The organism is Nocardioides seonyuensis (assembly GCF_004683965.1).
Taxonomy (GTDB): domain Bacteria; phylum Actinomycetota; class Actinomycetes; order Propionibacteriales; family Nocardioidaceae; genus Nocardioides; species Nocardioides seonyuensis.
In genome coordinates this window covers 848,468-873,401 of sequence record NZ_CP038436.1, presented here as the reverse complement: position 1 = coordinate 873,401, position 24,934 = coordinate 848,468, and the positions used below count along the sequence as shown (strand labels likewise).

The following is a 24,934-nucleotide window of genomic DNA, read 5'->3' as shown; positions in this document are numbered from 1 at the left end:
ACCCCCCGCCCCTATGGCCCTCGGCCGGATTGGCAGCCACCGCTGACGCAGCTCCCGGTGGCACAGCTGGAGCGGCGCTTCCAGGCGTTCGCCATCGATCGCCTGTTCTCGTGGGGAATCCCGGCACTGGTCGGCGTCCTCACCTGGGTGGCGCTCGGTGACGAGCCGTGGTCGATCGTGGCAGCCGTCGTCATCGCGCTCGTCGTGGTCTGGCTCGCCATGGCCATCGCGATCGGCGTCAACGGCAGCTCGCCGGGCAAGGCCGCGCGTGGCCTGCGCGTCGTCCACCACGGCACCGGCACCCCCATCGGGGCAGGTCCGGCGCTGGTGCGCTCGCTGGTCCTGGCGCTGTCCGGGCTGCCGACCTTCGGGATCGGGGTCGCGACCCTCGCCTGGACCGCGGTGGAGGACCGCGGCAGCCAGCGTCGCGGGTGGCACGACCACCTGGCCGGCTCGGTGGTCGTGGACGTCCGCCCCGCTCCCGAGGTGCAGGAGGAGGGGCAGCAGGACGCTCCTCGTCACATCGTCAACCTCACTGCGATGCGGCTCGTCCCAGCACCGCCGGTGGAGGCCCTGGTTCCGCCGACCCGGTCCGTGGAGCACTCGATGCGTCGTCAGGCGCCGGCCCAGTCGGTGCCCCGGCCGATGCCCCAGTCGGCGCCCCAGCCGACGTCGCCGCCGATGCCCCAGCCGGCGCCACAGCACGCAGCGCCTCCACCGATGTCCGCGCCGATGCCTGCCCCGATGCAGGTACCGCCGTCGGCCCCACGGCACGCAGCACCCCCGCCGGCGAGCCAGCACCTGGCCCCCGGGTCCCCTCCAGCACCGCGGTGGCGGGTGCGCTTCGACGACGGCCAGAGCTTCACCGTGGACGGCGTGGTGCTGGTGGGACGTCGGCCCGAGCCGCGTGCCGGTGAGGACGTCTCCCGACTGGTCCCCCTCGCCTCGGCCGACATGTCGGTGTCCAAGACCCATGCGCAGTTCGGGCCCGCTGCCGACGGTGCCCTCGTCGTCATGGACCGCGGGTCGACCAACGGCAGCACCCTCGTCCGGCAGGGCGTCTCGCGCCAGCTCTCCCCGGGCCGGGCCGCGACGCTGGTCGACGGCGACACGGTGGTCTTCGGTGACCGGCACATGGTGGTCTCGCGCGAGGGCTGACTCAGCGGGTCACCGCGACGGGGATCCTGGTGGTCCCACCCCGCGCGCCGAGCCAGGTGATCTCCCCGTCGTCGGGACCGACGCCCGGACGGGTGCGGCTGACGGTCACGCGGAACGTCGCCGACTCGCCCGGTGCGAGGCGCAGCGCCAGCGGTCGCACGACCACGCGGTGCGAGGTGAAGCCTCGAGCCGTCACCGAGAAGTACTCCGCCCTGGAACCCACGTTGGTGACCGTCCTGGTCGCGGTGCCTCTCACGTCGGGCAGCAGCAGCGAGGGGACGTTGAGCCGCTCCCAGTGCCCGGACTCGAGAGCGCGTCGCCACGCGCGGCGTGAGACCTCGAGCCCGAGGTGGGAGGTGTCGGGTTCTGCGGTGAGGGTTCCTGCACCCCGGTCGAAGACCGAGCTGCTGCGCACCGGTCTGGTGGAGGAGGACAGCACGGAGCGGACCGTCGAGGCGGACCAGTCGTGCCGGGAGCGGAGCACCGCGGCTGTCCCCGTCACGTGGGCCGCGGCGGCCGAGCTCCCGGAGAAGACCCCCCAGCTCCCGTCCGGGGAGTCGGGGGTCGCCGCGAGGACCGACTCGGCGGGCGCGACGAGATCCGGCTTGAGCACCGGCCCGCGGGGGTCCCCGGCAGCGCTCCAGGAGGGCAGGCGTCGTACGTCGGTGGCGCCGGGTGATCGCAGCAGCTTGACCCGGGTCGTGTCGTGGGTGCGCAGCCAGCGGCGCAAGGTGCGGCCGTCGTCGACGGAGAGGTGGACCGTGGGGACCTCGTGGAAGTCGGCGGACACGCCTCCGGGGCGGATGTTGACCAGGACCATGCCGACACCGTCGGCCTGGCTGACCGCCTCGGACTTGGCGACGCGGGCCAGGCCGCCTCGCTCGCACACGACTACGCGACCCGCCACCTTCCTCGCGTCGAGGGAGCCGGGGAGGCACAACCGTGCGTCGCGCCGCGATGCCCCACGGGCGCGCGCGTCGGCCCCCTGGACGACTGGGCCGGCCACGTCGTCGAGGCGGCCTCCTCCCACCAGGTCAGGCCCGCCGACGATGCGCAGGGTCCCCCGAGCCAGCTTGCCGACGGTCGAGCCCACGGTGGTGACCCACGGTGCCGGGTGGGCGGCGTAGGAGTCACGACCTTCGTTGCCTGCAGCCCCCACCGTGACGATGTCTGCCTCGGCCGCGCCCAGCAGGGCTCTCTGGAGGGTGTCGATGCCCGATCCACCCGCGATCGCGAGGTTCAGGACGTCGACGCCGTCGCGGACCGCCTGGTCGACGGCGGCCACCACGTCAGCGGTGGCACAGCCGTCGTCTGCCGGGTCCGGGGCGCCCCAGCAGGCCTTGTAGGCGGCGACCCGGGCCTGGGGGGCCACCCCGCCGAACTGGCCCGCGTCGCGTCCGTCGACCCGGACACTGACGCGGGCGTTGCCCGCAGCCACCGAGGCGACCTGGGTGCCGTGGCCGAGGGTGTCCCGGGCGGAGAGCACCTCGGAGGATCGGATCCGCTCGGCTCCGAACCCGTCGACGAACCACTGGGCGCCGACGAGCTTGCGGTTGCAGGAGCCGGCCGACCATTCCTCCCCGCCGCGGCAGGTGCCGCGGAAGCCGCCCGGGTCGCGACCCAGCCCCGGGACGGCCGCGAACACCGGGGAGCCGGTGTCGATCCCGGTGTCGACCAGGCCGATGACCACTCCTGCGCCCCCGCGCATCCTCGGTGCGGACGACAGGGCGCGCTCGGCCGATGCCGTGGTGGCGCTGGCGAGCGGGCGCACCTCGTTGTCCTCGACCAGCGACACCTGGGGGTCCCCCTCGAGGGCAGCGCGCTGGTCAGGTGTGAGCTCGACGGCGAAGCCGTTCAGGGCCGTCGTCCAGCGGTAGACGGGGTCGGGACCGCCGATGCGCGAGAGCACGGCGTCCTGGCGTGCCAGCAGGTCGGCGGCGCTGCCACGGTCCCCGGTGGCCGCGGTGCCCGGGCCGGTCAGCGTGACGAGCGACAGGCCGGGCGGCGGGGTCTCCGTCGAGGCGCCGGCGCCAGCGCCAGCAGGTGCGTGGGGGAGGGTCACGAGGGCGAGCAGGGCCGAGCAGCCGACCAGCCACCGGCCGGCCGACCGGCAGCAGCGGTCGAGCCTCACGAACCCCACGTCGCCATGCTGGCAGCAGCCCGGCACGAAAAGCAAAGGGTCCGGTCCTAGGCTGGGAGGATGGGCACGCAGGCGGACGTCGAGGCGGACGTCGAGGGACGACTCGATGAGCGGGCTCTCGCGCTCGAGAGCAGGCTCCGCGAGCTCGGGTCGGTCGTCGTGGCCTTCAGCGGGGGAGCCGACTCGGCCCTCCTCCTGGCAGCGGCGGTGCGAGTGCTCGGCGCCGGTCGCGTCGTGGCGGCCACCGGCTACTCCCACTCCCTCCCGCTGGTCGAGCGGGACCCGGGAAGGGCCTTCGCCGAATCGCTGGGCGTGCGCCTGGTGACGCCTCAGACACATGAGATCGAGCGCGAGGGCTACCGCTCCAACTCCGGCGACCGGTGCTACTTCTGCAAGGCGGAGCTGATCGAGACGCTCCAGCCGCTCGCCGCGTCGCTCGGCATCGAGCACGTCGCCACCGGCACCAACGCCGACGATGCGGTCGCGGGCTTCAGGCCCGGCATCAGGGCCGCTGCCGAGCGTGGCGCAGTCACGCCGCTGCTCGACGCCGGGCTGACCAAGGACGACGTGCGTCTGCTGTCGCGGAGGTGGGCGTTGCCGACGTGGGACAAGCCTGCAGCTGCTTGCCTGAGCTCGCGCATCGCCTACGGCATCGAGGTCACGTCCCACCGCCTGGCGCGGGTGGAGCGTGCAGAGCTGGCCGCCCGCGAGGCACTGGGCGCCCACGGGGTCGCCGTGCGCGACCTGCGGGTGCGCGACCTCGGTGAGGAGGCGCGCATCGAGCTCGACCGGGGCCTCCTGACGTCCGAGGTCGCCGAGGGCACCGCTGCTGCCGAGGCCGTCTGCGCGGCCGTGCTGAGCGCGGGATTCTCCAGCGCACGGCTCGACCCACGGGGATTCCGGTCAGGTTCGTTGAACGAAGGTCTCGCCCCGACCTGACACGCACTATCCTTGCGGCGCGCGTGGCCCGGCCAGGCCCTCGCGCAGACCCGGCGTGGCGCAGAACGACCAGAGCGGAGTGGACCCGTGCCCAGTGGCAAGGTGAAGTGGTACGACGCGGAGAAGGGCTTCGGCTTCCTGTCGCAGAGCGACGGCCCGGACGTCTACGTCCACGCTGACGCGCTGCCCGAGGGCGTGACCACTCTCAAGCCCGGCGCCCGCGTCGAGTTCGGGATCGCGCAGGGCCGGCGCGGCGAGCAGGCCCTGCAGGTGAAGGTGCTCGACGCCCCGGCGTCGATCTCGCGCAACCGCCGCCAGGCGCAGCGCAAGAGCCCTGAGGCGATGACCACCATCGTCGAGGACCTCATCCGGCTGCTCGACGACGTCGGCGAGACCTACCGCCACGGGCGTCACCCCGATGCCAGGACCGCGCGACCGACCGCCAAGCTGCTGCGGGCACTCGCCGACGAGCTCGACCTGTAGCCGCTCGCGTCGCCCCCGAGGGTGGCGGCACCCGACATGCCCCTCCCGAGGGTGGCGGCGCACGACATGTCCCTCCCCAGGGTGGCGGCGCACGACATCGCGGCGACGGATCTCCATGTCGTACGCCGCCAGGGTGACGAGGGCGGATGCCGTACGCCGCCAGGGTGACCGGGCGGATGTCGTACGCCGCCACGGTGACCGGGCCGAGCGTGGGCGAGGATCCACGGGGCCGGGCCGTGCTGGAGCGGGCCGGCAGGTGAGTCAGGCAGCGCCGGCCGGTGTGGGTCCGAGGCGCCGCGGTCGGGTGGCGAGCACGAAGAAGCCCCACGCGACGAGCACGGCACAGGCGACACCGAGGCCCAGCCTGGGCACCAGCGGCATGGCGATGCCCACGAACCCTCCGACCACCCATGCGAGCTGGAGGGTGGTGTCGGAGCGGGCGAAGGCACTGGCCTGGATGCGGTCCGGGACGTCTCGCTGGATCGTGGAGTCCAAGGAGAGCTTGGCCAGCGACTGGGCGAGCCCCGCGGTGAGACCGAGCAGCAGCAGCGGCACCAGGCCGTAGAACAGTGCGGCGACGAGTGCGATGGCTGCGTCGGCGAGCAGCGCGAGCGCGACTGTCAAGGCCGGGTCGATGCGCTTGAGCACCGACCCCAGCCCGATGCCCAGGGTGTTGCCGAGCCCGGCTGCGCCGATGACCAGGCCCAGCAGCACCTCGGGCTCCCAGTCGCCGATGGGGTTGTCGCGCAGCAGGAACGCCATGAACATCGTGAGGAACCCGGAGAGCCACCGGGGGCCACAGTTGGCCCGGAGCGCGAACGCCACCGCCGAGGGGATTCGAGCGCGCAGGCGGCGACCCGGCGGCGTGGCCGCCCCCGCGCTCGGACCCGACATGAGCACGAGGGTGCCCTCGCCGGCGCTGGAGTCCACGCGCTCGGGGAGGCGGATGGCCAGGATCGTGGCGACGACGAAGACGGCGAACGCATAGCGCAACGACCACTCCGAGCCCGCCAACGAGGCGAGGACGGCCAGCGGCGCCGACACGGCAGCCCCCACCGTGCCCGCCAGCGACACGCGGGCATTGGCCTTGACGAGCGTGAGGGAGGGAGGAAGCAGGCGGGGCACCGCTGCTGCTCGGGTCACGCCGTAGGCCTTGGACGCGACCAGCACCCCCAGGGCGGCGGGGAAGAGCCAGTGGGACCCGGTGACGACGGCGGTCCCCAGCACCCAGCACAGGAACGCCCGGATCGCCATCGTGGCACCGATCGCCCAGCGCCGGCCGTGGCTGAAGCGGTCCAGGAACGGGCCGATCAGCGGGGCGACGATGGCGAACGGCAGCATGGTGAGCCCGAGGAACAGCGCCACCTGGCCGCGTGCCTCGCCCGTGGGCACCTGGAAGAACAGCGTCCCGGCGAGCGAGATCGCGACGGCGGCGTCCCCGGCGGCGTTGAACGCGTGCAGCCCGATCAGCCGGGAGAGCCCCGAGTCGCCAGCCCCCTCCGCACGGGCGGCCCGGCGCGCCTGACGCACGGTGTAGCCACCGGCGCGCCCGGCCCCGCGACCCACCACCCGAAGGCCGCGCCCGGCAGCACGCGTGCCTCGGCCGGCGCCCGCGAGCGCGCGTCGCATGGACGCGGGTCGCTCGGCGCGCGGGCGCGGTGCGCCCGGGGGCGCTGCCGGGTGCTCATCGGTCACGGGCACCATCTTGGCCGACGCCCCCGACGAGACAGACGTCGCACACGTTTGTCATGCTGTGCGTGTGTTCGCACTCCCCTCCCGCACCGACCGGGCCGACGCCAAGCCGGACTCCACCCTGGCCAAGGCCGTCGAGGTTGCCCGGACGGCGCTGGTCGAGGCCACCGGTGACGACGGGATCGGCGAGCACCGCGGTGCCGTCGCCGAGGGCGAGCGGGTCGTCACGCACCGCTTCGCCTGTTCCCGACCCGGTTACGTCGGCTGGGTGTGGTCGGTCACCCTCACCCGGGCCAAGCGGTCCAAGGAGCCGACCGTCAACGAGCTGGTGCTCCTGCCGGGGGACGACGCGATCGTCGCGCCGGCCTGGGTCCCCTACAAGGAGCGCCTGCAGCCCGGTGACCTCTCCCCGGGCGACCTGCTCCCGGTCGAGGACGAGGACGCGCGTCTGGTCCCGACCTACCTCGTCGGTGACGACCCGCTCGATCCCGAGGGCACGGCGCAGGTGCGCCGAGTCGCCACGGAGCTCGGGCTGGGGCGCGTCCGCACGCTGAGCATCGAGGGCATCGACATGGCGGCCGAGCGCTGGTACGCCGGCCCCGGGGGCCCCGAGGCACCGATCGCCAAGAGCGCGCCGGACGAGTGCACCAGCTGTGCCTTCCTCGTGCGCCTCGCAGGCCCCCTCTCCGAGCTCTTCGGCGTCTGCGCCAACGGCAACGCCAACGACGACGGCCGCGTCGTGTCCTTCGACCACGGCTGTGGCGCCCACTCCGAGGTGAAGCTCGCCCGCCGCCAGCAGCCGATCCCCGTGCCCGACCACGTCCACGACACGCTCAGCGACGAGTTCGAGCCCTTCTAGCCGCTCGGCCGGCGGTCATGGCCGGCCTCCAGCACCCACACTGCGTAGTCGTCGTTCGGCCCGTGGAGCTCGTAGCTGCCGAACCGCCAGGTGGCGGTGAGCCCCGACGCAGCCGCGTCGGCGAGGAAGTCCTCGGCAGGGTAGACCCGGCTTCCGGACTTCGGGCCCCTGAGCTCGAACCCCGCCAGGATGCGCCCGCCGGGGGCGAGCAGCGACCGCAGGCGTCGCAGCACCTGCCGTTCGGTGTCCTCGCCCAGGAAGACCATCACGTTGCCCACCACGACCACCAGGTCGAAGACTCCGACGTCGACAGGGTCCAGGTCGAGAGCCTCGTGGGGCAGGACGGCCAGGTCCGGATAGGTCGCGCGCGACTGCGCCCGCAGGGCGGCGTCCGGCTCGGTCGCGACCACCTCGTGCCCCCGGGCCACCAGCGCGGCCGCGACGCGTCCCATGCCGGACCCGACGTCGAGCACCCTGGCGCCTCGGGGTGCGAGCGCGTCCGCCAGCCTGGCCTCCCCCTCGATGTCGGAGCCGCTGGCCCGGAGCTCGGCGAAGTGCCTGCCGTAGCCGCGGTTGTCCTCACCCGCCAGCTGCCAGCGGGTGGGTGGGTTGGTCACCGGGCTGCGCGGTCGGCGCGCGCCTTGCGACGCCGGCGACAGTGGTCGACGCCGAACAGCCCCAGCCCCAGGCCTGCCAGGCAGGTCCACAGCCACCAGGTCCGGCCTGTCTCGACCAGCGTCCCGTAGAACGGGACCATGCCGACGAAGGCGACGAGCCAGAGCGCGGTGCCGACCTCGAGCGTGCGGACCCCGTCGACGTCGAGCGGGGAGACGTCGGCCACGAGGTAGCTGCGGTTGCCGATCTCGTGGGTCATCGGCTGGTCGTCGTCGAGCTCCACGCAGGCCACGCTACCGCGCGCGGGACCGGTCTACTCATCGGGCCGCAACGTCTGTCACACTGCGGCGCGTGACCGACGAGACCACGACTGCGCCCCGCCCCGCGAGCCCCTCGGGGCTGGACGGCTTCTTCAAGATCACCGAGCGCGGCAGCACGGTCGGCCGAGAGGTCCGTGGCGGTGTCGTCACGTTCCTCACGATGGCCTACATCATCGTGCTGAACCCGCTGATCCTCGGCTTCGTGCCCGACTCCGAGGGCGCCTTCCTCGGTGGTGGCGCAGGCGACGGTTCCAACCTGCCCGTCATCGCGGCCGGCACCGCCCTGGTGGCTGGCGTCCTGACGATCCTGATGGGTGCGGTGGCCAACTTCCCGCTCGCCCTCGCCACCGGCCTCGGGCTCAACGCCTTCGTGGCGGTGGCCATCGCCACCCAGTCGACCTGGGCCGACGCCATGGGACTGGTGGTCCTGGAGGGCCTGGTGATCCTGGTGCTCGTGCTCACCGGGTTCCGCACCGCGGTCTTCCACGCCGTGCCGCAGCAGCTCAAGGTCGCGATCTCGGTCGGCATCGGCCTGTTCATCGCCCTGATCGGCTTCGTCGACGCCGGGTTCGTCACGCGCATCCCCGACGCAGCCCAGACGACGGTGCCGGTCCAGCTCGGGTCCGGCGGCCAGCTGTCGGGGTGGCCGGTGCTGGTGTTCGCCCTCGGACTGGTGCTGCTCGTCGGCCTGTGGGTGCGCCACGTCAAGGGCGCGATCCTCATCGGGATCCTCGTCACCACCGTGCTGGCCTTCGTGGTCGAGGCGGTGCTGGGGGACGACGACAACGGACTCGGCTGGGTGCTGAGCATCCCGCAGCTTCCCAGCGACTTCGTCGGAGTTCCCGACTTCGGCACCGTCGGCGACGTCTCGCTCTTCGGAGCATTCTCGTCCATCGGCGTCGTCGCAGCGGTGCTCCTCGTCTTCTCGCTCATGCTGGCCGACTTCTTCGACACGATGGGCACGATGACCGCGATCGGCGCAGAGGCCGGCCTCAACGACGAGGAGGGCGTCCCGCCGCACACGCAGCGGATCCTCGTCGTCGACTCCCTCGCCGCCATCGCGGGAGGGGCCGCCGGCGTCTCCAGCAACACCTCCTACATCGAGTCGGCGTCGGGCGTGGGCGAGGGTGCCCGCACAGGCCTGGCCTCGATCGTGACGGGCGTGCTCTTCCTTCTCGCGACCTTCCTGACCCCGGTGGTCGAGGCGATCCCGTCCGAGGCGGCCGTCCCGGCCCTCGTGCTCGTCGGCTTCCTGATGATGCAGCAGGTCACGGGCATCGACTGGGACGACCTCGAGATCGCCATCCCTGCGTTCCTGACCATTGTGCTGATGCCCTTCACCTACTCGATCACCGTCGGGATCGGCGCCGGGTTCCTGGCCTTCGTCCTCATCAAGATCGTCCTGGGCAAGGTGCGCGAGGTGCACCCGCTCATGTGGGTCGTCGCGGCGCTGTTCGTCGTCTACTTCGCGATCGACCCGCTCACCTCCTTGCTCACCTGAGTCCCGCGAGCCCACCGTCGGGCACCGGATTCTTCGGGGAATGCTTAGCGAGGGTAATGAGTTACGCTAAGTACCATGACCACCACAGCCGTTCCTGAGCGTCGGACAGCCCGTACCGACGCGGGACTCGCCTCCGAGCTCCGGCACTCCGTCATGAGGTTGCGCCGGAGGCTGGCGGCCGAGCGTCACCCCGACAACGAGCTCAGCATCGGCCAGATGGTCGTCCTGGGACTGCTGCTGCGCGACGGCGACCAGTCGGTGGGCGACCTGGCCCGCGCTGAACGGGTGCAGCCGCCCTCGATGACCCGAACCGTCAACTGCCTCGAGGCCGGCGGCTTCGTCGTACGCCGCCCCCACGAGACCGACGGCCGGCAGGTCGTGGTCTCCCTGACCGGCCCGGGGCGCGACGCGGTCCTCGCCGACCGCCGGCGTCGCGACGCATGGCTCGCCCGTCGGCTGCGTGACCTCACGCACGACGAGCGCGACGTCCTGCGCGCCGCGGCGCCCATCCTGGCCAGCCTCGCCCTGGCCGACTGACCACCTCCCGAACCTGACAGGAGTCACCACGAGCCCCACCTTCCGCTCCCTCGCCAACCCCAACTACCGGCTCTACGCCGCCGGCGGTGTCGTGTCCAACACCGGCACCTGGATGCAACGCGTCGCCCAGGACTGGCTGGTCCTCCAGCTCGCCGGCTCAGCCGGCGGGACCGCCCTGGGCATCACGACCGGCCTGCAGTTCCTGCCCTTCCTGATCTTCACGCCGCTCGCCGGCGTCGTCGCCGACCGGATGCCCAAGCAACGCCTCCTCCAGCTCACCAACCTGGGCATGGCAGTGCCCGCCGTCGCGCTGGCAGGGCTGGCCCTCACCGGTGCGGCCGAGCTCTGGCACGTCTACGTCCTGGCGTTCCTGCTCGGGACAGCCTCCGCGTTCGACGCCCCGGCCAGGCAGTCGTTCGTCTCCGAGCTCGTCGACCCCACCGACCTGAGCAACGCGGTGGGCCTCAACTCCGCCAGCTTCAACGCTGCACGGCTGGTGGGTCCCGGCCTTGCCGGACTCCTCATCGCCGCGTTGGGCGGGGGAGTGAGCGCCACCGGCTGGGTCATCGCCTTCAACGCCGTGTCGTACGCCGCTCCCATCTGGACCCTGCGCCGGCTCGACGCCGGCCTCCTCGACTCGCCGGCGCTGGTCGAACGGCGCCGCGGGGCTGTGCTCGAGGGCGTGGCCTACGTCCGTGCGAGGCCCGACCTCGTGCTCGTCCTCGCGATCGTGTTCTTCGCCGGGACCTTCGGCCTCAACTTCCAGATCACCTCGGCCCTGATGGCCACCGAGGTGTTCGGCAAGGGGGCGGGGGAGTTCGGCCTGCTGGGATCCTTCCTGGCGATCGGGTCCCTGACAGGAGCGTTGCTCGCTGCCCGCCGGCCGGTGGTGCGCCTGCGCCTGGTCGTCGGCTCCGCGCTGGTGTTCGGCGCGACAGTCTTCCTCGCCGGCACCATGCCGACCTACGTGACCTTCGCCGTCCTGACCCCGCTCACGGGGCTCAGCGCGTTGACCCTCATCACCAGCGCCAACACCTACATGCAGCTCAACACCGAGGCAGGCGTGCGCGGGAGGGTCATGGCGCTCTACCTCATGGTCTTCATGGGCGGAACTCCGGTCGGAGCACCCCTGATCGGGTGGATCGGTGAGGAGTGGGGAGCCCGGTGGACCCTCCTCGGTGGCGGACTGCTCACCATCGGCGGAGTGGCGCTCGCCGGACTCGCGTTCCTGGGCCGCGGTCGGCTCACTTTGACCGCCGTTCCGGCGCCGAGTAGTCTCGTTCCTCGTGTCTGGGACGACCAGGCCATCGCGCGTGCACAGAAGTAGCCAGCCGCCCCGGCTCTTGGGGGCGAGCGGCCCGGGCCGCGCGCAGCACCATTCCGCACCACCCGCTCCGCCGCAACATCATCGTGCCCGGCAAGGCGTCAGGTACTGAGAGCAGAAAAGAAAGGGAACCACCAGGTGCCCACCATCAACCAGCTGGTCCGCAAGGGCCGCCAGGACAAGGTGTCGAAGTCCAAGACGCCTGCCCTGAAGGGATCACCGCAGCGCCGTGGAGTGTGCACGCGCGTCTACACCACCACCCCGAAGAAGCCGAACTCCGCCCTCCGCAAGGTCGCCCGCGTGCGCCTCAGCAGTGGCGTCGAGGTCACCGCTTACATCCCGGGTGTCGGCCACAACCTCCAGGAGCACTCGATCGTGCTCGTGCGCGGCGGCCGTGTGAAGGACCTTCCCGGTGTCCGCTACAAGATCATCCGCGGCTCGCTCGACACCCAGGGTGTCAAGAACCGCAAGCAGGCCCGCAGCCGCTACGGCGCGAAGAAGGAGAAGTAATGCCTCGCAAGGGTCCCGCTCCCAAGCGCCCCCTCGTCGTCGACCCGGTCTACGGCTCCCAGATCGTCACCCAGCTCGTCAGCAAGGTCCTCCAGGACGGCAAGAAGGCCGTTGCCCAGCGCATCGTCTACACCGCCCTCGAGGGCTGCCGCGAGAAGACCGGCACCGACCCGGTCGTCACCCTCAAGCGCGCGCTCGACAACGTCAAGCCGGCCATCGAGGTCAAGTCCCGCCGCGTCGGCGGCGCGACCTACCAGGTCCCCGTCGAGGTCAAGGCCAACCGCAGCACGACCCTCGCGCTGCGCTGGCTCGTGGGCTACGCCGCCGACCGCCGTGAGAAGACCATGGCCGAGCGCCTGATGAACGAGATCCTCGACGCCAGCAACGGCCTGGGTGCCGCTGTGAAGAAGCGCGAGGACACGCACAAGATGGCCGAGTCCAACAAGGCCTTCGCCCACTACCGCTGGTGACCTCCACGGCGTACGACACCCCCACCAGGGCGTCGTACGCCGTGACCCACCGCCCCCACCAACTTCCGAGGGACTGAGACACAGACGTGGCCGTCGACATCACCACCGACCTCAACAAGGTCCGCAACATCGGCATCATGGCGCACATCGACGCCGGCAAGACCACCACCACCGAGCGCATCCTCTTCTACACCGGCATCACCTACAAGATCGGTGAGGTCCACGAGGGTGGCGCCACGATGGACTGGATGGAGCAGGAGCAGGAGCGCGGCATCACCATCACGTCCGCCGCGACGACCTGCTGGTGGAAGGACCACCAGATCAACATCATCGACACCCCCGGCCACGTCGACTTCACCGCCGAGGTCGAGCGCTCGCTGCGCGTCCTCGACGGGGCCGTCGCCGTCTTCGACGGTGTCGCCGGTGTCGAGCCCCAGACCATGACGGTGTGGCGCCAGGCCAACAAGTACTCCGTCCCCCGCATGTGCTTCGTCAACAAGCTCGACCGCACCGGTGCCGACTTCTTCCGTTGCGTCGACATGATGGTCGAGCGCCTCAACTCCACGCCGCTGGTCCTCCAGCTGCCGATCGGTGCCGAGTCCGACTTCCTGGGCGTCGTCGACCTGGTGGGCATGCGCGCGCTCACCTGGCGCGGTGAGACCAAGATGGGCGAGGACTACGAGATCGAGGAGATCCCGGCCGAGCTCGCCGACAAGGCCGCCGAGTACCGCGAGAAGTTCATCGAGACCCTCGCCGAGGCCGACGACACCATCATGGAGAAGTACCTCGACGAGGGTGATGAGAACTTCACCGTCGAGGAGCTCCACGCCGCCATCCGCCGCGCCACGCTGGCCGACAAGCTCAACCCGGTCCTGTGCGGCACCGCCTTCAAGAACAAGGGCGTCCAGCCCCTGCTCGACGCGGTCGTCAACTACCTGCCCTCCCCGCTCGACATCGACGCGATCGAGGGTCACGACCCCCGCGACGAGGAGAAGGCCGTCCTGCGCAAGCCGTCGGACGACGAGCCGTTCTCCGGCCTCGCCTACAAGATCGCGTCCGACCCCCACCTCGGCAAGCTGATCTACGTCCGGGTCTACTCCGGCAAGCTCGAGGCCGGCTCGACCGTGGTCAACTCGGTCAACGGCCGCAAGGAGCGGATCGGCAAGGTCTACCAGATGCACGCCAACAAGCGTGAGGAGATCGCGTCGGTCGGCGCCGGCCAGATCGTGGCCGTCATGGGCCTCAAGGACACCAAGACCGGACACACCCTGTGTGACCCGTCCAACCAGGTCGTCCTCGAGTCGATGACGTTCCCGGCGCCGGTGATCGAGGTCGCCATCGAGCCCAAGACCAAGGGTGACCAGGAGAAGCTCGGCACCGCGATCCAGCGCCTCTCCGACGAGGACCCGACCTTCACGGTCAAGGCCGACGAAGAGACCGGCCAGACGATCATCGCCGGCATGGGCGAGCTCCACCTCGAGATCCTCGTCGACCGCATGAAGCGCGAGTTCCGCGTCGAGGCGACCGTCGGCAAGCCCCAGGTGGCCTACCGCGAGACCATCCGCAACACGGTGGAGAAGCACTCCTACACCCACAAGAAGCAGACCGGTGGCTCGGGTCAGTTCGCGAAGGTCGTGGTCAACCTCGGCCCCAACATCGACCCCGAGACCGGCACCGGCGCCGGCTACGAGTTCGTCAACAACGTCACCGGCGGTCGTGTCCCCAAGGAGTACATCCCCTCGGTCGACCAGGGCGGCCAGGAGGCCATGGAGTTCGGCGTGCTCGCCGGCTACCCGATGGTCGACGTGAAGTTCTCGCTCGAGGACGGCGCCTACCACGACGTCGACTCCTCCGAGCTGGCCTTCAAGATCGCCGGCAACCAGGCCTTCAAGGAAGCCGCCCGCAAGGCCCGGCCGGTCCTGCTCGAGCCGATGTTCGCCGTGGAGGTGACCACGCCGGAGAGCTTCCTCGGCACGGTCATCGGCGACATCAACTCGCGCCGCGGGCAGATTCAAGCGCAGGAGGAGCGTCACGGCGACATGGTCGTGTCAGCCCTCGTGCCGCTGTCAGAGATGTTCGGGTACGTTGGCGACCTGAGGTCCAAGACCTCTGGTCAGGCGTCGTACTCGATGGAGTTCGACTCGTACGCCGAGGTTCCCACGAACATCGCCGACGAGATCATCAAGAAGGTTCGCGGCGAGTAGTCCTCGCCTCGGATCCTCGGCACACGCACCACCCCCAACCACGAGTCAAGCAAGTAACCAACCAGGAGGAGCCCCAGTGGCTAAGGCGAAGTTCGAGCGGACCAAGCCGCACGTCAACATCGGCACGATCGGTCACATCGACCACGGCAAGACGACGCTGACCGCGGCGATCACCAAGGTGCTGCACGACAAGTACCCGGACCTCAACGAGGCTTCGGCGTTCGACCAGATCGACAAGGCTCCCGAGGAGCGCCAGCGCGGTATCACCATCTCGATCGCGCACGTCGAGTACCAGACCGAGGCGCGTCACTACGCACACGTCGACTGCCCCGGTCACGCGGACTACATCAAGAACATGATCACCGGCGCGGCCCAGATGGACGGCGCGATCCTCGTGGTCGCCGCCACCGACGGCCCGATGCCGCAGACCCGCGAGCACGTGCTGCTCGCCCGCCAGGTCGGCGTGCCCGCCCTGGTCGTGGCGCTCAACAAGTGCGACATGGTCGACGACGAGGAGCTCATCGAGCTCGTCGAGATGGAGGTGCGCGAGCTCCTCTCCGAGTACGAGTTCCCGGGCGACGACATCCCCGTGGTCCGCGTTGCCGCCTTCCCGGCGCTGCAGGGCGACGCCAAGTGGGGCGACTCGGTTGCCGAGCTCATGCAGGCGGTCGACGACTACATCCCGACCCCCGAGCGTGAGACCGACAAGCCGTTCCTCATGCCCGTCGAGGACGTCTTCACGATCACCGGTCGTGGCACCGTCATCACCGGTCGTATCGAGCGCGGCATCGTCAAGGTCAACGAGGAGGTCGAGATCATCGGCATCCGCGACGTGGCCCAGAAGAGCACCGTGACCGGTGTCGAGATGTTCCGCAAGCTTCTCGACGAGGGCCAGGCCGGCGAGAACGTCGGGCTCCTGCTCCGTGGCACCAAGCGCGAGGACATCGAGCGCGGCATGGTCGTGATCAAGCCGGGCACGACCACCCCGCACACCAACTTCGAGGCCTCGGTCTACATCCTCTCGAAGGACGAGGGCGGCCGTCACACGCCGTTCTTCAACAACTACCGTCCGCAGTTCTACTTCCGTACGACTGACGTGACCGGTGTTGTGACCCTGCCCGAGGGCACCGAGATGGTCATGCCGGGTGACAACACCGAGATGTCGGTCGAGCTCATCCAGCCCATCGCCATGGACGAGGGCCTGCGGTTCGCCATCCGTGAGGGTGGCCGCACCGTCGGCGCCGGCCGCGTCACCAAGATCACCAAGTGATCTAGCGCTTCACCCACCAGGCCCCGTCTCCCACGCTGGGAGGCGGGGCCTCGTGCTGTTCCGGACCTCGCGTCTCGATGCGGGAAGTGGGGACGAGATGGCACAGGATGGAGTCGTGAACGAGCCTGTCCGCCCCGCCCGGCCCCACCACAAGCTGACCGAGGACGGCCGCCGCATGCGCGAGGTGCTGTCCTACTCGCGGCGTGGGAGCCGGTTCACGCCCTCCCAGCAGGAGGCATGGGACGCCCACTCCGCCGACTGGGTCATCCCCGACGAGGTGGTCGACGAGAGCGGTTTCCGACTGGCCGACTGGTTCGGTCGCGAGGCACCCCTCATCGTCGAGATCGGGCCCGGCGTGGGGGAGGCCACCGGTGCCCTGGCCGCCACCCGCCCCCAGGTGAACGTCCTGGCGCTGGAGGTGTGGCGGCCGGGCGTGGCGGCCAGCCTGGCCGAGGTGGCGGCCGCCGGCGCCGAGAACGTCCGCTTCTGCTCGGTCGATGCCGCGTGGATGATCGAGCACGTGGTGGGCCCCGGGGAGCTCGTGGGCCTCTGGACCTTCTTCCCCGACCCATGGCCGAAGAAGAAGCACCACAAGCGCAGGCTCGTGGATGCCCGCTTCGCGGCATTGGCCGCCAGCCGGTTGGCGGTCGGTGCCGAGTGGCGGCTGGCGACGGACTGGGCCGACTACGCCGACCAGATGCGCGCGGTCCTGGGCGCCGAACCGCTGCTCGCGGGCGGTCCCGTGCCGCGGTGGGAGGAGCGTCCGGTCACCAAGTTCGAGCGCAAGGGCGTCGAGGTGGGGCGAGAAATCCACGACTTCGCCTATCACCGCGTCTGAGCCGCGCGGCCGTTCCCGGAGCCGTACGGCGGGCACGATTTGGCGTGCCGCACACCCGTCTGTCAGTATTGTCCGGTTGCTCCGGCGGGTGCCGGGGTGCGGCACACATTGACTTCTGAATCGCGTCTCCTTGATCGATGCCAGTGGTTCGCGTGCGCCGCGCCGAACCAGAGTCCGAGACCTCGGACAGGCTGGTCCGAGACCCGACCAGATCCGAAGAACCTTCGGAGACACCCAACACGCTCCACCACCCGGTGAGAAATCACCGGGCATCGCGAGAAACCAGCGCGACACGCCCGACCTCGGGGGTGGGAGCGGGTGGGAGAGAACAGGCGGCACCAGCCCACCCGGGCAGGAGCCGAGACCAGACCAGCACGCGGTACACCCCATCGGGGCCGTACGAGATCGAAGAGGACGAGAGAGACCTATGGCGGGACAGAAGATCCGCATCAGGCTCAAGGCCTATGACCACGAGGTGATCGACACCTCGGCGCGGAAGATCGTGGACACAGTCACCCGCACGGGTGCGAAGGTCGCCGGCCCTGTGCCGCTGCCGACCGAGAAGAACGTCTACTGCGTCATCCGCTCGCCCCACAAGTACAAGGACTCCCGCGAGCACTTCGAGATGCGCACCCACAAGCGCCTCATCGACATCATCGACCCGACGCCCAAGACCGTCGACTCGTTGATGCGCCTGGACCTTCCTGCCGGTGTCGACATCGAGATCAAGCTCTGAGGCTGAGATGGCAAAGACTTTCGAACGCAACGTGAAGGGGCTGCTGGGCACCAAGCTCGGCATGACCCAGCTCTGGGACGAGAACAACCGTGTCGTCCCCGTCACCGTGATCGCGGCCAGCACCAACGTGGTGACCCAGGTCCGTCAGCCCGAGACCGATGGCTACAACGCCATCCAGGTCGGGTTCGGCGAGATCGAGGCCCGCAAGGTCAACCAGCCCGAGGCCGGTCACTTCTCCAAGGCAGGGGTCACGCCCCGTCGCCACGTCGCGGAGATCCGCACCGCTGACGCCTCCACCTACACCGTGGGCCAGGAGCTCGGCGTCGACACCTTCGCCGCCGGCGAGGAGATCGACGTCACCGGCACCAGCAAGGGCAAGGGCTTCGCCGGCACGATGAAGCGTCACGGCTTCTCCGGCGTGGGCGCCTCCCACGGTGCGCACCGCAACCACCGCAAGCCTGGTTCCATCGGTGCCTGCGCCACCCCGGGCCGCGTGTTCAAGGGCACGCGCATGTCCGGTCGGATGGGTCACGACACGATCACCACGCAGAACATCACCGTGCACGCGATCGACGCCGAGAAGGGCCTGATCCTCCTCAAGGGTGCCGTTCCCGGCCCCCGGGGCGGCCTCGTGGTCCTGCGCTCCGCCGCCAAGAACACCCTCACCACCGGCAAGGAGGCCTGAGCATGGCTGTCAAGACCGTCAAGGTGGACCTGCCCTCCGAGATCTTCGACGTCGAGGTCAACGTCCCCCTGATCCACCAGGTGGTCGTCGCCCAGCAGGCCGCCGCGCGCCAGGGCACGCACTCCACCAAGACCCGCGGCGAGGTCCGCGGCGGTGGTCGCAAGCCCTACAAGCAGAAGGGCACCGGCCGCGCCCGACAGGGCTCGACCCGCGCGCCCCAGTTCGCCGGCGGTGGCACGGTCCACGGACCGCAGCCGCGCAGCTACGACCAGCGCACCCCCAAGAAGATGAAGGCTGCCGCCCTGCGCGGCGCCCTCTCCGACCGGGCCCGCAACGACCGCGTTCACGTGGTGGACGGACTGGTCTCGGGCGACAAGCCCTCGACCAAGGCCGCTCTGGCGTCCCTCACGACGCTGACCGACCGGTCGCGCTACCTCGTGGTGCTCGAGCGCTCCGACTCGCTGACCTGGCTCTCGCTGCGCAACGCGCCGCAGGTGCACATCGTCGCTGTCGACCAGCTCAACACCTACGACGTGCTCGCCTCTGACGACGTGGTGTTCACCAAGGGCGCCTACGACGTCTTCGTCAACGGCGTCAGCGCAGCCCCGGCCAAGACTGCCAAGGCCCCTGCGGCCGAGGCCACCGAGGTCAAGGCCTTCGCCGAGGTTCCGGCCGAGGACACCGCCACGACCACCGAGGCCGTCGAGCTGCCCAAGGGCGCCAAGGCCCCGCTCAAGAGCGGCAAGGCCCCCAAGGGCTACGAGATCAAGGGCAACGCCGACTCCGGCCTTTACCACGAGCCTGACGGCCAGTGGTACGACGCCACCGAGGCCGAGTTCTGGTTCAAGAGCGCCGAGGACGCCGAGGCCGCCGGCTTCACGCGTGCCGGTGGCTCTGCCGCGAAGGAGGACGACAAGTGAGCACCCTGCACAAGGACCACCGCGACATCCTGATCGCGCCGGTCGTCTCCGAGAAGAGCTACGGCCTGCTCGACGCCAACAAGTACACCTTCATCGTCCACCCGGACGCCAACAAGACCGAGATCAAGATCGCGGTCGAGAAGGTCTTCAACGTCAAGGTCACCTCTGTCAACACGATCAACCGCCAGGGCAAGACGCGTCGCACCCGCTACGGCATCGGCAAGCGTGCCAACACCAAGCGGGCCATCGTCAGCCTCGCCGAGGGCGACCGCATCGACATCTTCGGCCAGGTCGGCTGAGCGCCGGAATAGGACTGATTGAACATGGCTATCCGCAAGTACAAGCCGACCACCCCGGGCCGTCGTGGCTCCTCGGTGGCCGACTTCGTCGAGATCACCCGGACCACGCCGGAGAAGTCGCTGACGCGTCCGCTGCCCAAGAAGGGCGGCCGCAACAACCAGGGCCGGATCACCACCCGGCACCACGGTGGCGGTCACAAGCGTGCCTACCGCATCATCGACTTCCGTCGCTACGACAAGGACGGCGTGCCGGCCAAGGTCGCTCACATCGAGTACGACCCCAACCGCACGGCTCGCATCGCGCTGCTGCACTACGCAGACGGCGAGAAGCGCTACATCGTCGCGCCGAAGGACCTGACCCAGGGCACGCCCGTGGAGTCCGGCCCCAACGCCGACATCAAGCCCGGCAACAACCTGCCGCTGCGCAACATCCCGGTCGGTACCACCATCCACTGCGTGGAGCTGCGTCCCGGTGGCGGGGCCAAGCTGGCCCGCTCCGCGGGGATGTCGGCCCAGCTGGTCGCTCGTGAGGGAAGCCGCGCCACCCTGCGTCTGCCCTCCGGCGAGATGCGCTACGTCGACGTGCGCTGCCGCGCCACGGTCGGCGAGGTCGGCAACGCCGAGCAGTCGAACATCAACTGGGGCAAGGCCGGCCGCATGCGCTGGAAGGGCCGCCGTCCGACCGTCCGCGGTGTCGTCATGAACCCGGTCGACCACCCGCACGGTGGTGGTGAGGGCAAGACGTCCGGTGGTCGTCACCCCGTCTCGCCCTGGGGCAAGCCCGAGGGCCGCACGCGCAAGCGCAAGGCCTCCGACTCCCAGATCATCCGTCGTCGCAAGTCCGGCAAGGGTAGGAAGTAACCGACATGCCACGCAGCCTGAAGAAGGGCCCCTTCATCGACGACCACCTTCAGAAGAAGGTGGACGCCGAGAACGAGAAGGGCAGCCACAACGTCATCAAGACCTGGTCGCGCCGGTCGATGATCGTGCCCGACATGATCGGACACACCATCGCCGTGCACGACGGTCGCAAGCACGTCCCTGTCTTCGTGACCGACTCCATGGTCGGCCACAAGCTCGGGGAGTTCGCACCCACCCGCACCTACCGCGGGCACGTGAAGGAAGACCGGAAGGGGAAGCGTCGATGAGTGTCGAGGAGCGCCGGCGCACCAGCGCCCGCCGCGAGACGCTGCTCGGTGACCAGCCGGGCGCCTTCGCGAGCGCCCGCTACGTGCGGATCACCCCCATGAAGGCTCGCCGTGTCGTCGACATGGTCCGCGGTCTTCCCGTCGACGAGGCCCTGGCGCTGCTGCAGTTCGCGCCGCAGGCCGCCTCCGAGACCGTCTACAAGGTGCTGGAGAGCGCCATCGCCAACGCCGAGACCACCGAGGGGCTCAACCGGGCCGACCTCGTCGTGTCGGTCGCGATGGTCGACGAAGGCCCCACCATGAAGCGCTGGCGTCCGCGTGCGCAGGGTCGGGCGACCCGTATCAACAAGCGCACCAGCCACATCACGCTCGTGGTGCAGCCGGCCAACCTGAACGGAAAGGGTGCCTGATGGGCCAGAAGATCAACCCGAACGGCTTCCGTCTCGGAATCTCCATCGACCACAAGAGCCGTTGGTACGCCGACAAGCTCTACAAGAGCTACGTGGGCGAGGACGTCGCCATCCGCAAGCTGCTCTCCAAGGGCATGGAGCGGGCCGGTATCTCCAAGGTGGAGATCGAGCGGACGCGTGACCGCGTGCGCGTCGACATCCACACCGCGCGCCCGGGCATCGTCATCGGTCGCCGCGGCGCCGAGGCCGACCGCATCCGTGGCGAGCTCGAGAAGCTCACCGGCAAGCAGGTGCAGCTCAACATCCTCGAGGTGAAGAGCCCCGAGGTCGACGCACAGCTCGTCGCCCAGGGCGTTGCCGAGCAGCTCGCCGGCCGCGTCCAGTTCCGTCGGGCCATGCGCAAGGCGATGCAGACCTCGATGCGCTCGGGTGCCAAGGGCATCCGGATCCAGTGCTCGGGTCGGCTCAACGGCGCTGAGATGTCGCGCACCGAGTTCTACCGCGAGGGTCGCGTGCCCCTGCACACGCTGCGTGCGGACATCGACTACGGCTTCTACGAGGCCAAGACGACCTTCGGCCGGATCGGCGTGAAGGTCTGGATCTACAAGGGCGAGGTCGCCGGCACCCGTGCCGAGCGCCAGGCCCAGCAGGCCGCTCGCGCCGGCGCCCCCGGTCGTGGCGGCAACCGTCCGACCCGTGGCGGCGAGCGCCCGAGCCGTGGCTCGCGTGGCGACCGCGCCCCGCGAACCGACGCGCCCGCGGTCACCGAGGCTCCGGCCGGTGGCGACACCGCGGTGGCCGCGGCTCCCGCAGAGAACCAGGAGGGCTGACCCATGTTGATGCCCCGTCGCGTCAAGCACCGCAAGCAGCACCACCCCAAGCGGCGTGGTGCGGCCAAGGGCGGCACCTCGCTGGCCTTCGGCGACTTCGGGATCCAGGCAGTCGAGGGTCACTACGTGACCAACCGACAGATCGAGTCGGCCCGTATCGCCATGACCCGTCACATCAAGCGAGGCGGAAAGGTCTGGATCAACATCTACCCCGACCGCCCGCTGACCAAGAAGCCTGCCGAGACCCGCATGGGTTCGGGCAAGGGTTCTCCCGAGTGGTGGGTCGCCAACGTCAAGCCCGGCCGCGTCATGTTCGAACTCTCCGGTGTCGACGAGGAGACCGCTCGCGAGGCCATGCGCCGAGCGATGCACAAGCTCCCGATGAAGTGCCGGTTCATTTCCCGCGAGGCAGGTGAATTCTGATGGCAACCAAGCTGAACGCCTTCGAGCTCGACGAGCTCAACGCGGCTGACCTCGAGGGCAAGCTGCGCGAGGCCAAGGAGGAGCTCTTCAACCTCCGCTTCCAGGCGGCCACCGGCCAGCTGGAGAGCCACGGCCGTCTCCGCACGGTCAAGAAGGACATCGCCCGCATCTACACCGTGCTGCGCGAGCGTGAGCTCGGCATTCGCAGCACCCCGGAGGCCAACGCATGAGCACCAACTCCACCGAGCGCAACACGCGCAAGGTCCGCGAGGGCCTGGTCGTCAGCGACAAGATGGACAAGACCATCGTCGTCGCGGTCGAGGACCGCGTGAAGCACGCCCTCTACGGCAAGGTCCTGCGCAAGACCTCGCGACTGAAGGCGCACGACGAGCAGAACGAGTGTGGCATCGGCGACCGGGTCGTCATCATGGAGACCCGTCCGCTGTCGGCCACCAAGCGCTGGCGCCTGATCGAGGTCCTCGAGAAGGCCAAGTGACCGACGTGCCGTCGGTCTGGGCAGCAGCCCGCTCGACGGCACGCTCAGTTCGCCCGGCGCTCGCGCCGGACCACCCCACCAGTTCGGCCAGGCTCGTCTCCCTGACGGGAACGAGAACCAGCTCGACAACCAGGAGAAACCAATGATCCAGCAGGAGTCGCGACTCAAGGTCGCCGACAACACCGGTGCGAAGGAGATCCTCTGCATCCGTGTTCTCGGTGGCTCTGGCCGTCGCTACGCCGGCATCGGTGACGTCATCGTCGCCACCGTCAAGGACGCCATCCCCGGTGGCAACGTCAAGAAGGGCGACGTCGTCAAGGCCGTGATCGTGCGCACCGTCAAGGAGCGTCGCCGCGCAGATGGTTCCTACATCCGCTTCGACGAGAACGCCGCCGTCATCCTCAAGTCCGACGGCGAGCCCCGCGGCACTCGCATCTTCGGCCCCGTCGGCCGTGAGCTGCGCGAGAAGCGCTTCATGAAGATCATCTCGCTCGCCCCGGAGGTGTTGTGAGAGATGGGTAAGGGAATGAGCATCAAGAAGGGCGACACCGTCAAGGTCATCGCCGGCAAGGACAAGGGCGCCCAGGGCAAGGTCATCTCGGTGCACCGCGAGGAGCAGCGCGTGGTCGTCGAGGGTGTCAACCGCGTCAAGCGGCACACGAAGGCCACCCAGCAGGCCGGCGCCAACAGCGGCGGCATCATCAACGTCGAGGCACCGATCCACGTCTCCAACGTGATGCTGGTCGAGGGTGACGGCGTCACCCGTGTCGGGTTCCGCCGTGACGAGGTCACCAAGCGCCGTCCCGACGGCTCGACCTACGCCGCGACGCGCTCGACCCGCGTGTCGCGCAAGACCGGCAAGGAGATCTGAGATGGCTGAGACGACCGAGACGACCAGTGGACCTCGGCTCAAGGCGCGTTACCGCGAGGAGATCCTCCCGGCGCTTCGCACCGAGTTCGACATCAAGAACGTCATGCAGGTCCCGGGCCTGACCAAGATCGTCGTCAACATGGGTGTCGGCGAGGCAGCTCGCGACTCCAAGCTGATCGAGGGTGCCATCAAGGACCTCACCGCGATCACCGGCCAGAAGCCCTCGGTGACCAAGGCCCGCAAGTCGATCGCCCAGTTCAAGCTGCGCGAGGGAATGCCGATCGGCGCCCACGTCACGCTGCGGGGCGACCGGATGTGGGAGTTCCTCGACCGCCTCCTGTCCCTGGCGCTGCCCCGCATCCGCGACTTCCGTGGGCTCTCGCCCAAGCAGTTCGACGGCCGCGGCAACTACACCTTCGGTCTCACCGAGCAGGTCATGTTCCACGAGATCGACCAGGACAAGATCGACCGCTCGCGAGGCATGGACATCACGATCGTCACCACTGCGACCAACGACGACGAGGGCCGCGCGCTGCTGAAGCAGCTCGGCTTCCCGTTCAAGGAGAACTGACATGGCGAAGACTGCACTCAAGGTCAAGGCCGCCCGCAAGCCGAAGTTCAAGGTCCGGGGCTACACCCGCTGCCAGCGCTGCGGCCGGCCCAAGGCTGTCTACCGGAAGTTCGGCCTGTGCCGCATCTGCCTTCGGGAGATGGCACACCGCGGCGAGCTGCCCGGCGTGACCAAGTCCTCCTGGTGACCACCACTTCAAACCGCTGAAGGTCCCGCTCGCGCGGGAAACCACAGAAGAGAGAGAACACCCAATCCCATGACCATGACTGACCCGATCGCAGACATGCTGACGCGTCTGCGCAACGCCAACCAGGCGTACCACGACGTGGTGTCCATGCCTTACAGCAAGATGAAGGCAGGCCTCGCCGAGATCCTCAAGCAGGAGGGTTACATCACCTCCTTCGAGGTCAACGACAACGTCTCCGCCGAGGGTGAGGCGGTGGTCGGCAAGACGCTCACCATCACCCTCAAGTACGGCCGCACCCGTGAGCGTTCGATCGCCGGTGTCCGCCGCATCAGCAAGCCCGGACTGCGCGTGTACGCCAAGTCCACCAACCTGCCCCGGGTCCTCGGTGGGCTCGGCGTCGCGATCATCTCGACGAGCCAGGGACTGCTGACCGACCGCCAGGCCAACCAGAAGGGCGTGGGTGGGGAAGTCCTCGCCTACGTCTGGTAACGACGAGAC

32 protein-coding genes are annotated in these 24,934 nt (G+C 69.7%); 28 read left to right on the top strand and 4 right to left on the bottom strand.

Going from position 1 to position 24,934, the window contains the following annotated elements; translation table 11 throughout:
- The first annotated feature begins 57 nt into the window (after positions 1 to 57).
- Complete coding sequence (locus EXE58_RS04305; RefSeq protein WP_167288683.1) at positions 58 to 1,158, top strand: RDD family protein; 1,101 nt, start codon at positions 58 to 60, stop codon at positions 1,156 to 1,158.
- A gap of 1 nt (position 1,159) precedes the next feature.
- Here the strand turns inward: EXE58_RS04305 and EXE58_RS04300 are convergent, their stop codons facing one another.
- A complete protein-coding gene (locus EXE58_RS04300) occupies positions 1,160 to 3,298 on the bottom strand; it encodes a S8 family serine peptidase (protein ID WP_135266734.1) in 2,139 nt (712 codons plus the stop codon).
- 60 nt (positions 3,299 to 3,358) lie between these two features.
- Between EXE58_RS04300 and larE the strand changes: the two genes are divergently transcribed.
- Together larE and EXE58_RS04290 are read left to right on the top strand one after the other, a co-directional pair.
- Positions 3,359 to 4,237: an ATP-dependent sacrificial sulfur transferase LarE gene (gene larE, locus EXE58_RS04295; RefSeq protein ID WP_135266733.1), complete on the top strand. Its 879-nt coding sequence runs from the start codon at positions 3,359 to 3,361 to the stop codon at positions 4,235 to 4,237.
- 87 nt (positions 4,238 to 4,324) lie between these two features.
- Positions 4,325 to 4,720, top strand: coding sequence for a cold-shock protein (locus tag EXE58_RS04290; RefSeq protein WP_135266732.1), 396 nt, complete (start codon positions 4,325 to 4,327; stop codon positions 4,718 to 4,720).
- Between the two features lie 261 nt (positions 4,721 to 4,981).
- Here the strand turns inward: EXE58_RS04290 and EXE58_RS04285 are convergent, their stop codons facing one another.
- A complete protein-coding gene (locus tag EXE58_RS04285) occupies positions 4,982 to 6,415 on the bottom strand; it encodes an MFS transporter (protein ID WP_244242415.1) in 1,434 nt (477 codons plus the stop codon).
- A gap of 64 nt (positions 6,416 to 6,479) precedes the next feature.
- On the opposite strand from EXE58_RS04285, the gene EXE58_RS04280 reads away from it, so the two are divergent.
- Positions 6,480 to 7,271 (top strand): DUF3027 domain-containing protein, encoded by a 792-nt coding sequence (locus EXE58_RS04280; protein ID WP_244242414.1) that lies wholly within the window; start codon positions 6,480 to 6,482, stop codon positions 7,269 to 7,271.
- Here the strand turns inward: EXE58_RS04280 and EXE58_RS04275 are convergent.
- Both EXE58_RS04275 and EXE58_RS04270 read right to left on the bottom strand, forming a co-directional pair.
- Positions 7,268 to 7,888: a class I SAM-dependent methyltransferase gene (locus tag EXE58_RS04275; protein WP_135266729.1), complete on the bottom strand. Its 621-nt coding sequence runs from the start codon at positions 7,886 to 7,888 to the stop codon at positions 7,268 to 7,270. The genes EXE58_RS04280 and EXE58_RS04275 overlap by 4 nt on opposite strands.
- Complete coding sequence (locus tag EXE58_RS04270; protein WP_244242413.1) at positions 7,885 to 8,169, bottom strand: DUF2530 domain-containing protein; 285 nt, start codon at positions 8,167 to 8,169, stop codon at positions 7,885 to 7,887. The genes EXE58_RS04275 and EXE58_RS04270 overlap by 4 nt, the downstream gene beginning before the upstream one ends.
- A gap of 68 nt (positions 8,170 to 8,237) precedes the next feature.
- On the opposite strand from EXE58_RS04270, the gene EXE58_RS04265 reads away from it, so the two are divergent.
- The 24 genes from EXE58_RS04265 to rpsH all read left to right on the top strand — a co-directional run bounded on the left by EXE58_RS04265 (position 8,238) and on the right by rpsH (position 24,925).
- Positions 8,238 to 9,707, top strand: coding sequence for an NCS2 family permease (locus EXE58_RS04265; protein ID WP_135266728.1), 1,470 nt, complete (start codon positions 8,238 to 8,240; stop codon positions 9,705 to 9,707).
- Positions 9,708 to 9,782: 75 nt separating this feature from the next.
- The gene (locus EXE58_RS04260) at positions 9,783 to 10,244 is read left to right on the top strand and encodes a MarR family winged helix-turn-helix transcriptional regulator (protein ID WP_135266727.1); all 462 of its coding nucleotides are present in this window, start codon (positions 9,783 to 9,785) and stop codon (positions 10,242 to 10,244) included.
- Positions 10,168 to 11,571, top strand: coding sequence for an MFS transporter (locus EXE58_RS04255; RefSeq protein WP_244242412.1), 1,404 nt, complete (start codon positions 10,168 to 10,170; stop codon positions 11,569 to 11,571). Before EXE58_RS04260 ends, EXE58_RS04255 begins: the two co-directional genes overlap by 77 nt.
- Before the next feature lie 135 nt (positions 11,572 to 11,706).
- Complete coding sequence (rpsL, locus tag EXE58_RS04250; protein ID WP_135266726.1) at positions 11,707 to 12,078, top strand: 30S ribosomal protein S12; 372 nt, start codon at positions 11,707 to 11,709, stop codon at positions 12,076 to 12,078.
- A complete protein-coding gene (rpsG, locus tag EXE58_RS04245) occupies positions 12,078 to 12,548 on the top strand; it encodes a 30S ribosomal protein S7 (protein WP_135266725.1) in 471 nt (156 codons plus the stop codon). Before rpsL ends, rpsG begins: the two co-directional genes overlap by 1 nt.
- 86 nt (positions 12,549 to 12,634) lie before the next feature.
- Positions 12,635 to 14,752, top strand: a complete 2,118-nt coding sequence (gene fusA, locus EXE58_RS04240; RefSeq protein ID WP_135266724.1) for an elongation factor G — start codon at positions 12,635 to 12,637, stop codon at positions 14,750 to 14,752.
- 76 nt (positions 14,753 to 14,828) lie between these two features.
- Positions 14,829 to 16,022 carry an elongation factor Tu gene (gene tuf / locus EXE58_RS04235; RefSeq protein WP_135266723.1) on the top strand — a complete coding sequence of 398 codons (1,194 nt, stop codon included), beginning with the start codon at positions 14,829 to 14,831 and terminating at the stop codon, positions 16,020 to 16,022.
- A gap of 115 nt (positions 16,023 to 16,137) precedes the next feature.
- Positions 16,138 to 16,860 carry a tRNA (guanine(46)-N(7))-methyltransferase TrmB gene (trmB, locus tag EXE58_RS04230; RefSeq protein ID WP_244242411.1) on the top strand — a complete coding sequence of 241 codons (723 nt, stop codon included), beginning with the start codon at positions 16,138 to 16,140 and terminating at the stop codon, positions 16,858 to 16,860.
- Positions 16,861 to 17,287: 427 nt separating this feature from the next.
- Positions 17,288 to 17,596, top strand: a complete 309-nt coding sequence (rpsJ, locus tag EXE58_RS04225; protein WP_008360994.1) for a 30S ribosomal protein S10 — start codon at positions 17,288 to 17,290, stop codon at positions 17,594 to 17,596.
- A gap of 7 nt (positions 17,597 to 17,603) precedes the next feature.
- Entirely contained in the window at positions 17,604 to 18,281 is a 678-nt protein-coding gene (rplC, locus tag EXE58_RS04220; protein ID WP_135266722.1) for a 50S ribosomal protein L3, read from the top strand.
- A gap of 2 nt (positions 18,282 to 18,283) precedes the next feature.
- The gene (rplD, locus tag EXE58_RS04215) at positions 18,284 to 19,201 is read left to right on the top strand and encodes a 50S ribosomal protein L4, sunset domain variant (RefSeq protein ID WP_135266721.1); all 918 of its coding nucleotides are present in this window, start codon (positions 18,284 to 18,286) and stop codon (positions 19,199 to 19,201) included.
- Entirely contained in the window at positions 19,198 to 19,500 is a 303-nt protein-coding gene (rplW, locus tag EXE58_RS04210) for a 50S ribosomal protein L23 (protein WP_135266720.1), read from the top strand. The genes rplD and rplW overlap by 4 nt, the downstream gene beginning before the upstream one ends.
- Before the next feature lie 24 nt (positions 19,501 to 19,524).
- Positions 19,525 to 20,361 (top strand): 50S ribosomal protein L2, encoded by an 837-nt coding sequence (gene rplB, locus EXE58_RS04205; protein WP_135266719.1) that lies wholly within the window; start codon positions 19,525 to 19,527, stop codon positions 20,359 to 20,361.
- Positions 20,362 to 20,366: 5 nt separating this feature from the next.
- Positions 20,367 to 20,648 (top strand): 30S ribosomal protein S19, encoded by a 282-nt coding sequence (gene rpsS / locus EXE58_RS04200; RefSeq protein WP_135266718.1) that lies wholly within the window; start codon positions 20,367 to 20,369, stop codon positions 20,646 to 20,648.
- Positions 20,645 to 21,058, top strand: a complete 414-nt coding sequence (rplV, locus tag EXE58_RS04195; protein WP_135266717.1) for a 50S ribosomal protein L22 — start codon at positions 20,645 to 20,647, stop codon at positions 21,056 to 21,058. The genes rpsS and rplV overlap by 4 nt, the downstream gene beginning before the upstream one ends.
- Entirely contained in the window at positions 21,058 to 21,888 is an 831-nt protein-coding gene (rpsC, locus tag EXE58_RS04190) for a 30S ribosomal protein S3 (protein WP_135266716.1), read from the top strand. The genes rplV and rpsC overlap by 1 nt, the downstream gene beginning before the upstream one ends.
- Before the next feature lie 3 nt (positions 21,889 to 21,891).
- Positions 21,892 to 22,311 (top strand): 50S ribosomal protein L16, encoded by a 420-nt coding sequence (gene rplP, locus EXE58_RS04185; RefSeq protein ID WP_135266715.1) that lies wholly within the window; start codon positions 21,892 to 21,894, stop codon positions 22,309 to 22,311.
- On the top strand, positions 22,311 to 22,541 hold the full coding sequence (gene rpmC, locus EXE58_RS04180; RefSeq protein ID WP_135266714.1) for a 50S ribosomal protein L29: 231 nt from the start codon (positions 22,311 to 22,313) through the stop codon (positions 22,539 to 22,541). Before rplP ends, rpmC begins: the two co-directional genes overlap by 1 nt.
- The gene (gene rpsQ / locus EXE58_RS04175) at positions 22,538 to 22,807 is read left to right on the top strand and encodes a 30S ribosomal protein S17 (protein WP_135266713.1); all 270 of its coding nucleotides are present in this window, start codon (positions 22,538 to 22,540) and stop codon (positions 22,805 to 22,807) included. Before rpmC ends, rpsQ begins: the two co-directional genes overlap by 4 nt.
- A gap of 142 nt (positions 22,808 to 22,949) precedes the next feature.
- Positions 22,950 to 23,318 carry a 50S ribosomal protein L14 gene (rplN, locus tag EXE58_RS04170; RefSeq protein ID WP_135266712.1) on the top strand — a complete coding sequence of 123 codons (369 nt, stop codon included), beginning with the start codon at positions 22,950 to 22,952 and terminating at the stop codon, positions 23,316 to 23,318.
- A 3-nt stretch (positions 23,319 to 23,321) separates the two neighbouring features.
- Positions 23,322 to 23,678: a 50S ribosomal protein L24 gene (rplX, locus tag EXE58_RS04165; RefSeq protein WP_208544122.1), complete on the top strand. Its 357-nt coding sequence runs from the start codon at positions 23,322 to 23,324 to the stop codon at positions 23,676 to 23,678.
- 1 nt (position 23,679) lies between these two features.
- Positions 23,680 to 24,249 (top strand): 50S ribosomal protein L5, encoded by a 570-nt coding sequence (gene rplE, locus EXE58_RS04160; protein ID WP_135266710.1) that lies wholly within the window; start codon positions 23,680 to 23,682, stop codon positions 24,247 to 24,249.
- 1 nt (position 24,250) lies between these two features.
- Complete coding sequence (locus tag EXE58_RS04155) at positions 24,251 to 24,436, top strand: type Z 30S ribosomal protein S14 (RefSeq protein ID WP_135266709.1); 186 nt, start codon at positions 24,251 to 24,253, stop codon at positions 24,434 to 24,436.
- Between the two features lie 69 nt (positions 24,437 to 24,505).
- Positions 24,506 to 24,925: a 30S ribosomal protein S8 gene (rpsH, locus tag EXE58_RS04150; protein WP_135266708.1), complete on the top strand. Its 420-nt coding sequence runs from the start codon at positions 24,506 to 24,508 to the stop codon at positions 24,923 to 24,925.
- Positions 24,926 to 24,934: the final 9 nt, after the last annotated feature.

What these genes read in the sequence shown, in the direction of transcription:
- larE (WP_135266733.1), top strand. Translation starts at nt 3,359, where the DNA reads ATGGGCACGCAGGCGGACGTCGAGGCGGACGTCGAGGGACGACTCGAT.
- EXE58_RS04260 (WP_135266727.1), top strand. Translation starts at nt 9,783, where the DNA reads ATGACCACCACAGCCGTTCCTGAGCGTCGGACAGCCCGTACCGACGCG.
- rpsG (WP_135266725.1), top strand. Translation starts at nt 12,078, where the DNA reads ATGCCTCGCAAGGGTCCCGCTCCCAAGCGCCCCCTCGTCGTCGACCCG.
- rpsJ (WP_008360994.1), top strand. Translation starts at nt 17,288, where the DNA reads ATGGCGGGACAGAAGATCCGCATCAGGCTCAAGGCCTATGACCACGAG.
- rplC (WP_135266722.1), top strand. Translation starts at nt 17,604, where the DNA reads ATGGCAAAGACTTTCGAACGCAACGTGAAGGGGCTGCTGGGCACCAAG.
- rplD (WP_135266721.1), top strand. Translation starts at nt 18,284, where the DNA reads ATGGCTGTCAAGACCGTCAAGGTGGACCTGCCCTCCGAGATCTTCGAC.
- rplB (WP_135266719.1), top strand. Translation starts at nt 19,525, where the DNA reads ATGGCTATCCGCAAGTACAAGCCGACCACCCCGGGCCGTCGTGGCTCC.
- rpsS (WP_135266718.1), top strand. Translation starts at nt 20,367, where the DNA reads ATGCCACGCAGCCTGAAGAAGGGCCCCTTCATCGACGACCACCTTCAG.
- rplV (WP_135266717.1), top strand. Translation starts at nt 20,645, where the DNA reads ATGAGTGTCGAGGAGCGCCGGCGCACCAGCGCCCGCCGCGAGACGCTG.
- rpsC (WP_135266716.1), top strand. Translation starts at nt 21,058, where the DNA reads ATGGGCCAGAAGATCAACCCGAACGGCTTCCGTCTCGGAATCTCCATC.
- rplP (WP_135266715.1), top strand. Translation starts at nt 21,892, where the DNA reads ATGTTGATGCCCCGTCGCGTCAAGCACCGCAAGCAGCACCACCCCAAG.
- rpmC (WP_135266714.1), top strand. Translation starts at nt 22,311, where the DNA reads ATGGCAACCAAGCTGAACGCCTTCGAGCTCGACGAGCTCAACGCGGCT.
- rpsQ (WP_135266713.1), top strand. Translation starts at nt 22,538, where the DNA reads ATGAGCACCAACTCCACCGAGCGCAACACGCGCAAGGTCCGCGAGGGC.
- rplN (WP_135266712.1), top strand. Translation starts at nt 22,950, where the DNA reads ATGATCCAGCAGGAGTCGCGACTCAAGGTCGCCGACAACACCGGTGCG.
- rplX (WP_208544122.1), top strand. Translation starts at nt 23,322, where the DNA reads ATGGGTAAGGGAATGAGCATCAAGAAGGGCGACACCGTCAAGGTCATC.
- rplE (WP_135266710.1), top strand. Translation starts at nt 23,680, where the DNA reads ATGGCTGAGACGACCGAGACGACCAGTGGACCTCGGCTCAAGGCGCGT.
- EXE58_RS04155 (WP_135266709.1), top strand. Translation starts at nt 24,251, where the DNA reads ATGGCGAAGACTGCACTCAAGGTCAAGGCCGCCCGCAAGCCGAAGTTC.
- rpsH (WP_135266708.1), top strand. Translation starts at nt 24,506, where the DNA reads ATGACCATGACTGACCCGATCGCAGACATGCTGACGCGTCTGCGCAAC.